Below are 12,872 nucleotides of genomic sequence, written 5' to 3' on the forward strand. Positions count from 1 at the left end.
GGCGGACATGATGAAGGCCCTGGCCAAGACCAGACCCGGCGTGGGCCTGGAACTGATCGACGCTCCGATCCCGGTGGCGGGCGACGAGGACGTGCTGATCCGCGTCCACCGCACCGCCGTCTGCGGCACCGACATCCACATCTGGAACTGGGACGAGTGGTCCCAGAAGAACGTGCCGGTGCCGATGATCACCGGGCACGAGTTCGCCGGCGAGATCGTCGCCATCGGCAAGGACGTGGATCGCCGTCTCAAGATCGGCCAGCGCGTCTCGGCCGAGGGTCACGTCATCGACCTGAACTCCGAAGCGGCCCGCGCCGGTCACTTCCACCTGGACCCCGACACCCGCGGCATCGGCGTGAACCGCCAGGGCGCCTTTGCCGAGTTCGTGGTGGCCCCGGCCTTCAACGTCATCGAGCTGCCCGACGACGTCCCCTATGAGATCGGCTCTATCCTGGACCCGTTCGGCAACGCCGTTCACACGGCGCAGCAGTTCGACCTGCTGGGCGAAGACGTCCTGGTGACCGGCGCCGGTCCCATCGGCATGATGGCCGCTGCGGTCGCGCGTCACGCGGGGGCTCGCACCGTGGTCCTGACCGATATCAACGACTTCCGTCTGGAACTTGCGCAAAAGGTTGCGCCGGGCGTGCGCACGGTCAACACCACCAAGGAAGACCTGCGCGACGTCATGCATGAGCTGGGCTTGAAGGTCGGCTTCGACGTGGCGCTGGAGATGTCGGGTTCGCCCATCGCCTTCAAGCAGTGCGTCGACACCCTGATCATGGGCGGCGGCATGGCCATGCTGGGCATCCCGTCCAGGCCGATGGAGACGGACTGGGGCACGATCATCCTGAAGGCCCTGACCATCAAGGGCGTCTACGGACGCGAGATGTTCACGACCTGGCGCAAGATGCTCGGCCTGCTGAAGGCCGGTCTGGACCTGACGCCGCTGATCACCCACCAGATGCCCTATCAGGACTTCGAGGCGGGCTTCGAGGCCATGCGTTCCGGCCAGTCGGGCAAGGTCGTCCTGAACTGGGCCGACTGATCCGCGTCTAAAGCGAACGTAAGGCCCTCTGACCGCAAGGCAGAGGGCCTTTTCGTATCAGGCCAGCGCCGAACGCGACCCGGTCGCCCGGAAGACGATCACCACGAAGAGGATCATCGACAGAAGGGTCAGGCTTGGGCCGATGATCAGGCCGGGGTCGGCGAAGGCCTGAAGCGACGGCCCGCCCAGAATTTTGGCGGCCAGAGCCGGCATGAAGACCAGCAGACCGATCAGGGCGATCCAGAAATGCACGACCGGCAGCCACCCCTGCGCTGCGTCTGGCTGAACCCGGTAAAAGAGGCCGTACAGAGCCATCGACACCCAGCCCAGCAGGTTGATGTGGGCGTGGACCGGCGAGGCGGCGAACTGCAGCGTGGCGCCCATCCAGTAACCCAGGGTCATGCCGGTCAGGGCGAACAGCACCGCCAGCCGAAGGAAGCGGTTGGAAAGTCGATGGTGCATCGGCGTGTCCTCCAGCGATCGCGCCCTGCATGCCCCATGAAGCGTAACGCTGGTTTTCCAAAATCAAACAAGCGTCATTTCTGATGGTCGGACGGGGCTTGACCGCGACGCTGGTCCGGAGGACGGAACGCATATGAACTATCGCCACAGCTTTCACGCCGGAAACTTCGCCGATCTGGTCAAGCACGCCCTCGTGCTCTGGCTGCTGAAGGAGCGGCAGGAGAGTGGGGCGGCTGTCACGGTGATCGACACCCACGCCGGCGCCGGCCTCTATGACCTTTCCGGCGACGGGGCTCGGTCCAGAGAGGCCGAGGCGGGCGTGGCGCGGCTGATGACCGCCGCAGATCGGCCGCCGCTGATCGAGGCCCTGGCGGTCGAGGTCGCGGCCTTGAATCCGGACGGCGGCGCACGCTTCTATCCAGGATCGCCGTTGCTGGTCGCGCGGGCCCTGCGCCCCGGCGACCGCTACCTGGGTTTCGAGTTCCATCCGCCGGTTCAGGCGATGCTGGTCGAGGCCCTGGCCGCCTGGCCGGCCGCCGGCGGGCTTGAAGGCGACGGCTATGTAGAGGCGCTGAAGGCGGCTCGAACGATCAAGGGGCCGCTGGTCCTGATCGATCCCCCGTTCGAGCGACCCGACGACTATGTCCGTTCGGCCGAGACCACCGCCGCCATCCTCCGCCACGACCGCGCGGCGACGGTGGCGATCTGGACCCCGCTTAAGGACATGGAGACTTTCGACGGCTTCATCCGACGGCTGGAGGAGGCCCAGGTGGGCCGGGTTCTGGTAGCCGAGGCGCGCCTGCGTTCGCTGAACAATCCCATGAAGATGAACGGCTGCGCCATGACGGTGGTCAATCCGCCCTCGGGAGCCGAGGCCGCAGCGGCCGAGATCTGCGGCTGGGTGGCTGCGAACCTGGGCGAGGCTGGCGCGCGGGCAGAGGTCTGGCGCGCAGGCTAGGCCTCGAGCAGGACGCCGGGCTCGTAGAGATGAGGCTCGAAGGTGGCGATGGCCAGAATGGGCTCCATGGCGGCCACGACCTGGGGATGCCGCGTCATGACCTTCCAGTCGGTGGCGCTGGCCCAGGCGGCGTGATTGGCGACAACCCGCCCGTTGAGACCGCGGTGCAGGGTGGCCGAGACGAAGCCGGGCAAGGCGCGCTGGACCTGGGCCAAGGCGGCCAGATGCTCGATCAGGTCCTCCTGGCGCCGGGGGTCGCATTTGAAGATGTTGATCAGAACGACGGGGGAATCGTCGTGTGCGTCGGCGGTCATGCGGGGCAGCCTCGTTGCAATCGCCTGACTTCTACCCCAATCCAGAGACAGACGCTTCCTTCTCCCCGCTGGAAAACGCCGAAATGACCCGCATCGCCATTCTGGAAACCGGCCATCCGCCCGAGCATCTTCGGGACGCCTTTGATGACTATCCCGCGCGTTTTCGCGCCCTTCTGGGCGAGAATGTCCCGACGGTGCGGTTCGACGTGCAGTCAGGGCATCTGCCGGACGATCCATCGATCTATACGGGCGCGATCGTCACGGGCTCCGCTGCGGGGGTTTATGACGACCTGCCATGGATTTCGCCTCTGGTGGAGTGGCTGAGGGCGGCGCGGGGCCGGACGCGCCTGCTGGGCATCTGCTTTGGCCATCAGGTTCTGGCCCACGCCTTCGGCGGCAAGGTCGAGAAATCGCACAAGGGCTGGGGTGTGGGCCTGCACCGCTATGACGTGGTCAGCCACGAGCCGTGGATGCACCCGCGCGCGCCCTCCATCGCCATTCCGGTGTCGCATCAGGATCAGGTGATCTCGATCGCGCCGGACACCCGGGTGATCGCCTCCAGCCCCTTCACCCCCTACGCCGGTCTGGCCTGGGGCGAGGACGCCATCAGCTTTCAGTGCCATCCTGAGTTTCAGCCGGCCTATGCCGCCGCACTGATCGAGGGCCGGCGCGGGGATCGCATTCCGCATGATCTGGCCGACGAGGCCCTGCTGAGTCTGGAGGGCGCGAACGACCGGGCCGTGCTGACGGCGTGGATACGCGCCTATCTGTTGCTGACCCCGCCGCCGATCGAAGCGGACGGCAGCGGTATCTAGGACGGGTTTCATCTCGTTCGCTGAACGCTAAACCTTGCGCAACCTCTGGCGTGCGATGCTGAGGCTTCAGTGCGGAAGTGTTATGTCGCCAATCAAAGCTGCGGTCCTCGCGACCGCCATTTTTCTGTCGCCAGCCATGGTCAGCGCGCAGGCGCAGGTCGAGGGACCGCCCGCCGATCTTCTGCGGGCCGTGGAGCAGCGCGCCTCCCGGACGAATTTCGCGCAGTTGGAGACCTTTGGCGAGGCTGCCTATCGTCGGCGCGATCGAGAGGGGCTCAACCGCCTTTATCATGTCGTGTGGATCATTCAGAACCAGGGCGAGTTCGAGCGCGCGGCTTTCTGGAACCAGCGACTGGAGGCCAAGGCGCGGACGCAACGCGACCAGCGCTACATCCAGATCGCTCGCCTTAATGAGCTGACCGCCCGATACGATCGCGGCGACCTGACCGTCGACGCCGAAATGGCGCGAATGACGACAGCTGGCGTGGACTGGTTCGTGCGCGCCCATGCCGCAAGACTGACGGCCCTGACCCTGATGGACCAGGATCGCGTCGGCGAAGGCCTCAAACTGCTGAATCAGGCCGAGGCGGACATCCCGGACGAAGACCTCTACGCCGACACCGCGCACGCTGGCCTGTGGGAAGTCACAGGCATGGGCCTGATGAAACTGAATGACGTGGTCGGCGCTACGATCGCCTTTCGCCGTTTCGAGATCGACTACGCCAATCCCGCCTATCCACGACCGGATTTCGACAGCCTGTACAACCTGACCAAGATGGCGGTTCAGGTGGGCGACCTGACGCGCGCCCAGGAGTATTACGCAGCCCATAGACGCCTGAGTCTGAGGACGGGGCTCGAAAACCTTCTGGTCTATGACGCGAGCCTGTGCGCCCAGGTCGCGGACGCCAAGGACGAGCCGCTTCAGGTTCTGGCCTGCGTCGCCCCCTATGGCGAGGACATGGGCACGGCGGCTTTTCTCATGCTCGACATTCTGCCGCTGCGGGCGGTGGCGCGAGCGCGGACGGGCGACGTCGAAGGCGCGCGTCGGGATCTGGCGCGGCTGCGTGCGCTGGATATCGAAGGCGGCGTGGATTCCCATGTCGCCCTGGTCGAGGCGGAGCTGCTCTTCGCCTCCGATCGACCGGCGGAGGCCTATCAGGTGATGCGCACCTACCAGCGCGATCGCGACGTCCAGACGGCCCAGAGGTTCAGCGCAGGCATCCGCCAGGTCACGGGCGACATTCAGGAGCAACTGGATCGCAGACGCCAGCAACTGGACACGGCGCGCGCCAATACTGAACTGCAGCGGACCGTCATCCGCTGGCAGAACTGGATCGTCGGCATCGGCGTGGTCTTCATGCTGTCGGCGCTGCTGACCCTGATCTGGCAATGGCGACAGGGGGCCGAATTGCGCAGCGCGCGCCGTCGGGCCGAGGACGCCAACCGCGCCAAGAGCGAGTTTCTCGCCAATATGAGCCATGAAATCCGCACGCCTCTGAATGGCGTCGTGGCCATGGCCGACGCCCTGGCGCAACGTGACCTCAACGGCGATGAGCACGACATGGTCGAGGTCATCCGCTCGTCAGGCGCAACGCTTGAGCGTCTGCTGTCGGACATCCTGGACAGCGCTCGCATTGAGTCGGGGCAGGTCACGATCGAGGCGGCGCCCTTCCATCTGGGGCGCGCGGTGCAGGACGTGGCGGCCCTTTGGCGCATTCCTGCGGAAGACAAGGGCGTCGGAGTGACCGCCCATGTGGATCCGAGGCTGGATCGCCTTGTCGACGGCGACGCCGTGCGCGTGCGTCAGGTCCTGACCAACCTGGTCAGCAATGCGCTGAAATTCACGACCAGCGGGGAGGTGACGCTGGCGGTCGAGCCCGGCGTCGAAGGCGATGTGCGATTCATCGTCACGGACACGGGCGTCGGCTTCGATGAGGAACAGAAGGCCCGCATCTTTGGCCGGTTCCAGCAGGCGGACGGGTCGATCACGCGCCGTTTTGGCGGCACAGGGCTAGGGCTGGCCATCTCCCGCGAGCTGGTCGAACTGATGGGGGGGCGACTGGAGTGCGACAGCACGCCGGGTGAAGGTTCGCGTTTCTGGTTCGAAATACCCTTGCCGCCGGTCGAGGACACCGGCGAAAAGGAAGAGCTGGCGCCGCCGGTCGCGGACGTTCGGCTACAATCCTTGCGGGTCTTGCTCGCTGACGACCATCCCGCCAACCGCAAGATCATTGAAGTCATGCTGGCCGCCACGGCGATGGAGCTGGTCGCGGTGGAGGACGGGGCCCAGGCGCTGGAGACGTTCAAGCGGGAGGCCTTCGACCTGGTGCTGATGGACATGCAGATGCCGGTGATGGATGGCCTGACGGCGACCGCATCTATCCGCGCCTTCGAGGCGCAGACCGGCCGCGATGCGACGCCGATCCTGATGTTGACGGCCAACGCCATGGCCGAACACGTCGAGGCAGGACGGGCCGCAGGCGCGGACGGCCATCTGACCAAGCCGCTCACCCTCGTCGCCCTGTTCGAGGGGATGGCCCGTGCGATGGCCTCGGGCGAGCGGTCTAAGGTCGCCTGAAGTCTCAGGCCAGGCTCAGGGCCACTTTACCAAGGGCGGCATGGAGCTGAGGATCGACTCGACGTTGCCGCCGGTCTTCAACCCGAACATGGTGCCGCGGTCGTAGAGCAGGTTGAACTCGACGTAGCGGCCGCGACGGATCAACTGTTCCTCGCGTTCCTCGGGCGTCCAGGCCTCGGTCATGCGGCCCGCGACGATCTTCGAATAGACGTTGAGGAAGGCCTTGCCGACGTCCTGGGTGAAGGCGAAGTCGCGTTCCCAGTCGCCGCTGTCGTGGTGGTCGTAGAAGATGCCGCCGGTGCCGCGTGGCTCGTTGCGGTGGGGCAGGAAGAAGTATTCGTCGCACCACTGCTTGTACTTGGCGTGCCAGGCCGGGTCGTAGGCGTAGCAGACGCCCTGCATGGCGGCGTGGAAGGCTTCTGTGTCCGGGTGGTCCTGACGGCGATCAGCATCCAGCACCGGCGTCAGGTCGCCGCCGCCGCCGAACCAGGTCTTGGTGGTCGAGATCAGGCGGGTGTTCATATGCACGGCCGGGACGCGCGGGCTGACCGGGTGGCAGATCAGGCTGATGCCGGTGGCGAAGAAGCGCGGGTCCTCCTCGGCGCCGGGGACGTTCCTGGCGTAGTCGGCAGGGAAGGTTCCGTGGACGGTCGAGCAGTGGACGCCGACTTTTTCAAACAGGCGGCCATGCATCATGCCCATGACGCCGCCGCCGCCTTCCTTGCGGTCCCATGGCGTGCGCACGAAGCGGCCGGGCTCGCCGGGGAAGAGGTCGGCGGGCGCGGCGTCTTCCAGGGCTTCGAAACCGGCGTGGATCTGGTCGCGCAGGGTTTCGAACCAGAGGCGGGCGCGCTCGCGGTGTTCGACCATCAGGGTGGGGGTCTCTTGGATCATCAGGGCTTCAACCATGACGGACGGCCTTTGTGAACAGGGCGGGGTGCACGCTTCATGCCCTCAGAGATGAACACCGGCCTTGATCCAGATCAGACCCCGTTCCCATCACGCGCCCTCTGTGCCAGCGTGGCCGCAACAGTTTGAGGGACATCCATGATCCGCACCGCCTTGCTCGCCGCCGTCTCACTCGCCGTCCTGGCCGCCCCCGCCCTGGCGCAATCCCGAGGCAGCGGCGATACGGCGGGGCAAGAGAGGGTGATGCAGATCCTGCGTCGCACCCCGCTGATCGACGGCCACAACGACCTGCCGTGGGCCTTGAGGCAGGGCTTTGGCAATGACCCCTATCGCGTTGATCTGGCGACCAATCTGGCGGCGACGACGCGGCTTCACACCGACATCCCCCGCCTGCGTGCGGGCGGTGTCGGGGCCCAGTTCTGGTCGGTCTATGTCCCCGCCAGCCTGGAGCCGGTCGAGGCCGCAAAGGCCACCTTCGAGCAGATCGACACGGTCAAGCGCATCGCCGCCGCCTATCCTGCGGTGTTCGAGATCGCGACCACCGCCGACGACATCAGCCGAATCCACAAGGCCGGACGCATCGCCAGTCTGATCGGCATGGAAGGCGGGTATTCCATCGACGATTCCCTGGGCCTGCTGCGTGAGTTCTATGATTCCGGCGCACGCTACATGACCCTGACCCACTCCAGGACCACGACCTGGGCTGACAGCGCCACGGATGCGCCCAAGTGGGGCGGCCTGTCGCCATTTGGCGAGCAGGTGGTCAAGGAGATGAACCGCATCGGCATGATGGTGGACCTGAGCCACGTCTCGGAAGAGACGATGACCGACGCCATTCGCGTCTCGACCGCGCCGGTCATCTTCTCGCACTCGTCGGCGCGGGCGGTGACGGCCCATCCTCGCAACGTGTCTGACGCCGTGCTGCGGCTGATGCCGGCCAACGGCGGCGTGGTCATGGTGACCTTCGTGCCGGGCTTCATCAGCGAGGCGGTGCGGGCGTCGGGCGCGGCGCGCTCGGCCGAGATGTCGCGGCTGTCAGCCCTGAACCCCGGCGATCCCGATGCGGTCAAGGCGGGCATGGCGGCCTTCGTCGCGGCCAATCCGGCGCCCAAGGCCTCGATTGACGATGTCGTGGCCCATATCCAGCACGTCCGCGACGTGGCGGGCATCGACCATGTCGGACTGGGGGGCGATTTCGACGGCGTCGACAGCCTGCCCGAGGGCGTCGAGAGCGTGGAGGCCTATCCACGCATCCTCGCCGAGTTGATGCGTCGCGGGTGGAGTGAGGCCGACATTCGCAAGCTGGCGGGTGAAAACCTGCTCCGCACCATGCGCGCCGTAGAACGCGCAGCCACGGCCCAACGCGGCGAGCGGCCCAATCTGGCTCAACTGCCGAATGACGGTCCGCCGGCGTAGAGGCGGAGCGGAGGCTTAAAAGCTGGCGCGGATGAAGGCGGCTGGGCCCTGGAAGTCGTAGCTCAGATCGCCGGTCCAGGCGTCCTTTTCGATCGTCAGGTCGTAGTCCACGAAACGATACATGACGCCGAAATCGAAGTGATCCGTCAGGGCGTAGCTGATCCCGGCCTGCACATTGGTGACGCCGCCGTCGTAGTCGCCGAGCGATAGCGACATGTAGTCGACGCGGGCGTTCACCGTGATGCGCGGCGCCGGGCTCCAGGCGCCGAACAGACCGACGGTGGGCAGGGGCGCCAGAAAATCGCGTTGGCGCACGGTCTGTGCGGCCTGGTTCTGGCCCACGCGCGCCTCGCCCCGAAACGAAGATGTCGAAGTCCGTGGCGTGAAGACCGATGGCGGGGCCGATCTCCAGCGTGTCGTTGCGGATCAATGCGTAGCCTATCGTCAGCCGGTAGACGTCCGAGCTGAAGCCGCTTTCCACACTGGCTGAAATCGGGAAGGTGACGTCCTCGAACTGGATATCACGCCCCAGCGAGGCGCTGCTGGACCGATCCAGTCGATAGTAGTCCGCGCCGATGATGACCCGGTCGAACGCTCTGAAGCCCGCATTGATCGATCCGAGCGTCTCGTGATCGTTCAGGCCGAGATCCGATTCGAAATCGATGGCGACCCCTCTTGATGCGTTCGGCAGGCGGAACTCGCCCTCGCTGTTCACGTCCGCCCACAAGGCGGCGCCTTCGATCCAGAACCGGTCGTTGAGCGACTGGGCCCGGGCGTCGCCGCCTGAAGCAAGGAGGCCTGCGACCAAGGCGGAGGCGGTGATGAGGTGGGTCGTCGAGGGCTTGTTCATGGGGCGAGCTTCCTATCAAGGAAACGGCGCCGCCATCGGGTAAACCCTGAGAGCGATCAGTTTTTATCCGATGTAGAATCCCTTGATCTGACGCAGTCCCTCCCAAAGGGCGATGCCTGCGCTCACAGACAGGTTCAGCGAGCGCGTCTCAGGGCGAATAGGGATGACGACGCGGGCGTCGGCGGCGGCGTGGACATAGTCGGGAGCGCCGGCGCTTTCCTTGCCGAAAAGCAGAATATCATCGGATCGGAATTCGAACTCGGGCAAGGGCGTGGCGCCCCGAGTGGTAAACAGGATCAGACGGCCGGGCGCGCGGTCACGCTGGAAGGCGGCCCAGTCGGCGTGGCGAGTCATATGGCTGAGCGGGCCGTAGTCGAGCGCCGCGCGCTTCATGGCGCGGTCGTCGAAATGGAAGCCAACGGGCTCAATCACGTGCAATTCGACGCCGAAACAGGCGCTCTGCCGGATGCAGGCGCCCACATTCTGCGGGATGTCAGGTTGAAAAAGGGCGAGACGCATTCTAAGGCCCTCATACGCGCGGGGCGGGGTCTTGTCGCGGCCTTTATTGCGACTGTTTCGCAAGTTGCGTCAGCGACTTGCGAAGAGGGTGGCAGAATCAGGGCCGCAGGCATCTTCTGCCGTTCCGCAGGGACGATCCATGCCGACGACTAACCCCTTTCGGGGCGGGCGATCGGGAGTGCAGAGGTGAGAGCGTGGCCGAATCGGTCGTGAATGCTGAAGGGCCTGATGGCCAACACGGGGGCGGCGACGCCACCCGCCGCGACTTCATCCACATCGCCGCCGGCGCGGCTGCGGTCGGTGCTGGCGTGATGGTGGCCTGGCCGCTGATCAACCAGATGAACCCCGCCGCCGACACCCTGGCCCTGGCCTCGATCGAATTCGATCTGACCAAGGTTCAGGAAGGTCAGCAGGTCGTCATCAAGTGGCAGGGCAAGCCGGTCTTCGTGCGTTACCGCACGCCGGCCGAGATCCAGAAGGTGTCCGCCGAGGGCGCCGTCGGCTCGCCGCCGCAGACTGATGTCGAGCGCACCAAGGCCGGCCACGAGAAGTATCTCGTCGTCATCGGTTCCTGCACCCACCTGGGCTGCGTTCCGACCTTCGGTACGGGCGACTTCGGCGGCTGGTTCTGCCCCTGCCACGGTTCGCACTACGACGCCTCGGGCCGTATTCGTAAGGGACCGGCGCCGCTGAACCTGGTGGTGCCCAACTACGAATACATGTCTGACACCCGCGTCAAAATCGGCTGAGGACGGACAGAGGACCCATGAGCGATCACGAATCCACCTACGTCCCCAAGACCGCGATTGAGCGGTGGATGGACACCCGCCTGCCGATCATCCGGTTCGGCATGGACTACGCCAACCTGCCGACCCCCCGTAACCTGAACTACTGGTGGACCTTCGGCGGCATCCTGGCCCTGTGCCTGATGACGCAGATCATCACCGGCATCGTTCTGGCCATGCACTATACGCCGAACACGGCCCTGGCCTTCGCCTCGGTCGAGCGCATCATGCGCGACGTCAACGGCGGCTGGCTGATCCGTTACGTGCACGCCAACGGCGCGTCGATGTTCTTCATCGCCGTCTATCTGCACATGCTGCGCGGTCTCTACTACGGCTCCTACAAGGCGCCGCGCGAGATGATCTGGATCGTCGGCTGCCTGATCTTCTTCCTGATGATCGCCACCGCCTTCCTCGGCTACGTCCTGCCCTGGGGCCAGATGTCCTTCTGGGGCGCTGAGGTCATCACCAACCTGATCGGCGCCATTCCGATCATCGGCGAGCCGATCCTGATCTGGCTGCGCGGCGGCCCGGCCATCGACAACGCCACGCTGAACCGCTTCTTCTCGCTGCACTACCTGCTGCCGTTCGTCATCGCCGGCTGCGTGGTGCTGCACCTCTGGGCCCTGCACGCCGCCGGTCAGAACAACCCGGTCGGCATCCTGATCCCGAAGGACCGCCAGAAGAAGGACATGCTGCCCTTCCACCCGTATTTCACGGTCAAGGACGGCTTCGCCATCATCCTCTTCCTGATCCTGTTCGCGGTCTTCGTCTTCTATCAGCCGAACGCCCTGGGCCACGCCGACAACTATATCCCGGCCAACCCGCTGCAGACCCCGGCCCACATCGTGCCCGAATGGTACATGCTGCCCTTCTACGCGATCCTGCGCGCCATCCCCGACAAGTTCGGCGGCGTGGTGGCCATGTTCGCCGCCATCGGCGTGCTGTTCGTCCTGCCCTGGCTGGACACGTCCAAGGTGCGCTCGATGCGCTACCGCCCGACGATGAAGACCTTCTTCATCATCTTCCTGTTCGTCTGCTTCGGCCTCGGCTGGTGCGGTGGTCAGTTGCCGGACGCTGCCGTCATCCCGGGCATGCCCAGCTTCACCCTGTTTGACGGCAAGCTGAACTCCTACCTGTGGCTGACGCGCTTCCTGACGGCCTACTACTTCATCTTCTTCCTGGTGCTGATGCCCTGGCTCGGCCTGCGCGAGAAGCCGTTGCCGGTCCCGGCGACGATCTCGGAGCCGGTCCTGCCCGTCACCGAGCAGAAGGGCTGAGCGCGATGATTTCGAACGAGAAGAAAACCGTGTCCTTCCGCAAGATCCTGGTTTCCCTGACGGCCGCTGTCGGCCTGGTCGCCATCGCCGCTCCGGCGATGGCCGCCGGGGGCGCCAAGCATCCGCGCGAGGGCAACTTCAGCTTCGAGGGGCCGTTCGGCACCTACGACCAGGGACAGCTGCAGCGCGGCTACAAGGTCTACAAGGAGGTCTGCGCCTCCTGCCACGGCATGGACCTGATGCATTTCCGTAACCTGGGCGACAAGCACGGGCCGTTCTGGAACCCGAAATACCCGAACCCGAACGACAACCCGGTCGTGAAGGCTCTGGCCAAGGAAGCCCAGGTTCCGGACATCGACAGCGAGACCGGCGAGGCGCTGATGCGTGACGCCACCACCGCTGACAAGTTCCCGAACCCCTATCCGAACGCCACGGCTGCGGCGGCGGCCAACGGCGGCGCCATGCCGCCGGACCTTTCGGTCATGGCCAAGGCCCGTCACGACGGCGCCAACTACATCTACTCGCTGCTGTCGGGCTATGTGACCCCGCCCGCCGGCCTGAAGATGACCTCGGCGCAGCACTACAATCCCTATATGGCGGGCGATCTGACCCCGTTCTGGGAAGGCGAGGGCCATGTCCCTCCCGGCGGCTTCATCGCCATGCCCGCGCCGCTGCGCGCCGGTCAGGTCACCTATGACGACGGCACCGAGGCCACCGTCGACCAGATGGCCAAGGACGTCGCCGCCTTCATCGCCTGGACCTCCGAGCCCAAGGCGACCGAGCGCAAGCAGATGGGCTTTGGCGTGATCATCTTCCTGCTGCTGTTCGCAGGTCTGACCTACGCCAGCTACCGCCGCATCTGGAAGGGCGTCGCCCACTAAGGCGAACCCCTTCGAGACGAGATGACCCGCCGGAGCGATCCGGCGGGTTTTTTCATGTCCGGA

Annotated in this window: 13 protein-coding genes; 8 read left to right on the forward strand and 5 right to left on the reverse strand. The window is 65.6% G+C overall.

The annotated features are described in order from the left end of the window. Window positions 1–10: 10 nt before the first annotated feature. Window positions 11–1,045, forward strand: coding sequence for an L-threonine 3-dehydrogenase (gene tdh / locus ACOZBP_RS00160; protein ID WP_422675455.1), 1,035 nt, complete (start codon window positions 11–13; stop codon window positions 1,043–1,045). Between the two features lie 57 nt (window positions 1,046–1,102). Here tdh and ACOZBP_RS00165 read toward each other — a convergent pair whose 3' ends face one another. Then, window positions 1,103–1,507 carry a hypothetical protein gene (locus ACOZBP_RS00165; protein ID WP_422674440.1) on the reverse strand — a complete coding sequence of 135 codons (405 nt, stop codon included), beginning with the start codon at window positions 1,505–1,507 and terminating at the stop codon, window positions 1,103–1,105. Between the two features lie 133 nt (window positions 1,508–1,640). Here ACOZBP_RS00165 and rlmJ point away from each other — a divergent pair, with 133 nt between their 5' ends. Further along, entirely contained in the window at window positions 1,641–2,465 is an 825-nt protein-coding gene (gene rlmJ, locus ACOZBP_RS00170) for a 23S rRNA (adenine(2030)-N(6))-methyltransferase RlmJ (RefSeq protein ID WP_422674441.1), read from the forward strand. Here rlmJ and ACOZBP_RS00175 read toward each other — a convergent pair. Continuing rightward, window positions 2,462–2,779: an antibiotic biosynthesis monooxygenase family protein gene (locus ACOZBP_RS00175; RefSeq protein ID WP_422674443.1), complete on the reverse strand. Its 318-nt coding sequence runs from the start codon at window positions 2,777–2,779 to the stop codon at window positions 2,462–2,464. The genes rlmJ and ACOZBP_RS00175 overlap by 4 nt on opposite strands. Before the next feature lie 83 nt (window positions 2,780–2,862). On the opposite strand from ACOZBP_RS00175, the gene ACOZBP_RS00180 reads away from it, so the two are divergent. Next, on the forward strand, window positions 2,863–3,594 hold the full coding sequence (locus tag ACOZBP_RS00180) for a type 1 glutamine amidotransferase (protein WP_422674444.1): 732 nt from the start codon (window positions 2,863–2,865) through the stop codon (window positions 3,592–3,594). An 82-nt stretch (window positions 3,595–3,676) separates the two neighbouring features. Next, window positions 3,677–6,172, forward strand: a complete 2,496-nt coding sequence (locus ACOZBP_RS00185) for an ATP-binding protein (RefSeq protein ID WP_422674445.1) — start codon at window positions 3,677–3,679, stop codon at window positions 6,170–6,172. A gap of 15 nt (window positions 6,173–6,187) precedes the next feature. On the opposite strand, the gene hemF is transcribed toward ACOZBP_RS00185, so the two are convergent. Further along, window positions 6,188–7,042, reverse strand: coding sequence for an oxygen-dependent coproporphyrinogen oxidase (gene hemF / locus ACOZBP_RS00190; RefSeq protein ID WP_422675456.1), 855 nt, complete (start codon window positions 7,040–7,042; stop codon window positions 6,188–6,190). Between the two features lie 177 nt (window positions 7,043–7,219). Between hemF and ACOZBP_RS00195 the strand changes: the two genes are divergently transcribed. Continuing rightward, complete coding sequence (locus tag ACOZBP_RS00195; protein ID WP_422674446.1) at window positions 7,220–8,497, forward strand: dipeptidase; 1,278 nt, start codon at window positions 7,220–7,222, stop codon at window positions 8,495–8,497. A 15-nt stretch (window positions 8,498–8,512) separates the two neighbouring features. Here ACOZBP_RS00195 and ACOZBP_RS00200 read toward each other — a convergent pair whose 3' ends face one another. After that, on the reverse strand, window positions 8,513–8,839 hold the full coding sequence (locus tag ACOZBP_RS00200) for a hypothetical protein (protein ID WP_422674447.1): 327 nt from the start codon (window positions 8,837–8,839) through the stop codon (window positions 8,513–8,515). A 571-nt stretch (window positions 8,840–9,410) separates the two neighbouring features. Then, complete coding sequence (locus ACOZBP_RS00205) at window positions 9,411–9,866, reverse strand: tRNA (cytidine(34)-2'-O)-methyltransferase (RefSeq protein WP_422674448.1); 456 nt, start codon at window positions 9,864–9,866, stop codon at window positions 9,411–9,413. A 194-nt stretch (window positions 9,867–10,060) separates the two neighbouring features. Here ACOZBP_RS00205 and petA point away from each other — a divergent pair, with 194 nt between their 5' ends. The 3 genes from petA to ACOZBP_RS00220 are packed head-to-tail and all read left to right on the forward strand — an operon-like array spanning window position 10,061 to window position 12,809. After that, the gene (gene petA / locus ACOZBP_RS00210) at window positions 10,061–10,615 is read left to right on the forward strand and encodes a ubiquinol-cytochrome c reductase iron-sulfur subunit (RefSeq protein WP_178824549.1); all 555 of its coding nucleotides are present in this window, start codon (window positions 10,061–10,063) and stop codon (window positions 10,613–10,615) included. A 17-nt stretch (window positions 10,616–10,632) separates the two neighbouring features. Then, window positions 10,633–11,928 carry a cytochrome b gene (locus tag ACOZBP_RS00215; RefSeq protein ID WP_422674449.1) on the forward strand — a complete coding sequence of 432 codons (1,296 nt, stop codon included), beginning with the start codon at window positions 10,633–10,635 and terminating at the stop codon, window positions 11,926–11,928. 5 nt (window positions 11,929–11,933) lie between these two features. Beyond that, the gene (locus ACOZBP_RS00220; RefSeq protein ID WP_422674450.1) at window positions 11,934–12,809 is read left to right on the forward strand and encodes a cytochrome c1; all 876 of its coding nucleotides are present in this window, start codon (window positions 11,934–11,936) and stop codon (window positions 12,807–12,809) included. The last annotated feature ends 63 nt before the right edge of the window (window positions 12,810–12,872 follow it).

It is taken from the genome of Brevundimonas sp. NPDC058933 (assembly GCF_049315965.1).
In the GTDB taxonomy this organism is placed as follows: domain Bacteria; phylum Pseudomonadota; class Alphaproteobacteria; order Caulobacterales; family Caulobacteraceae; genus Brevundimonas.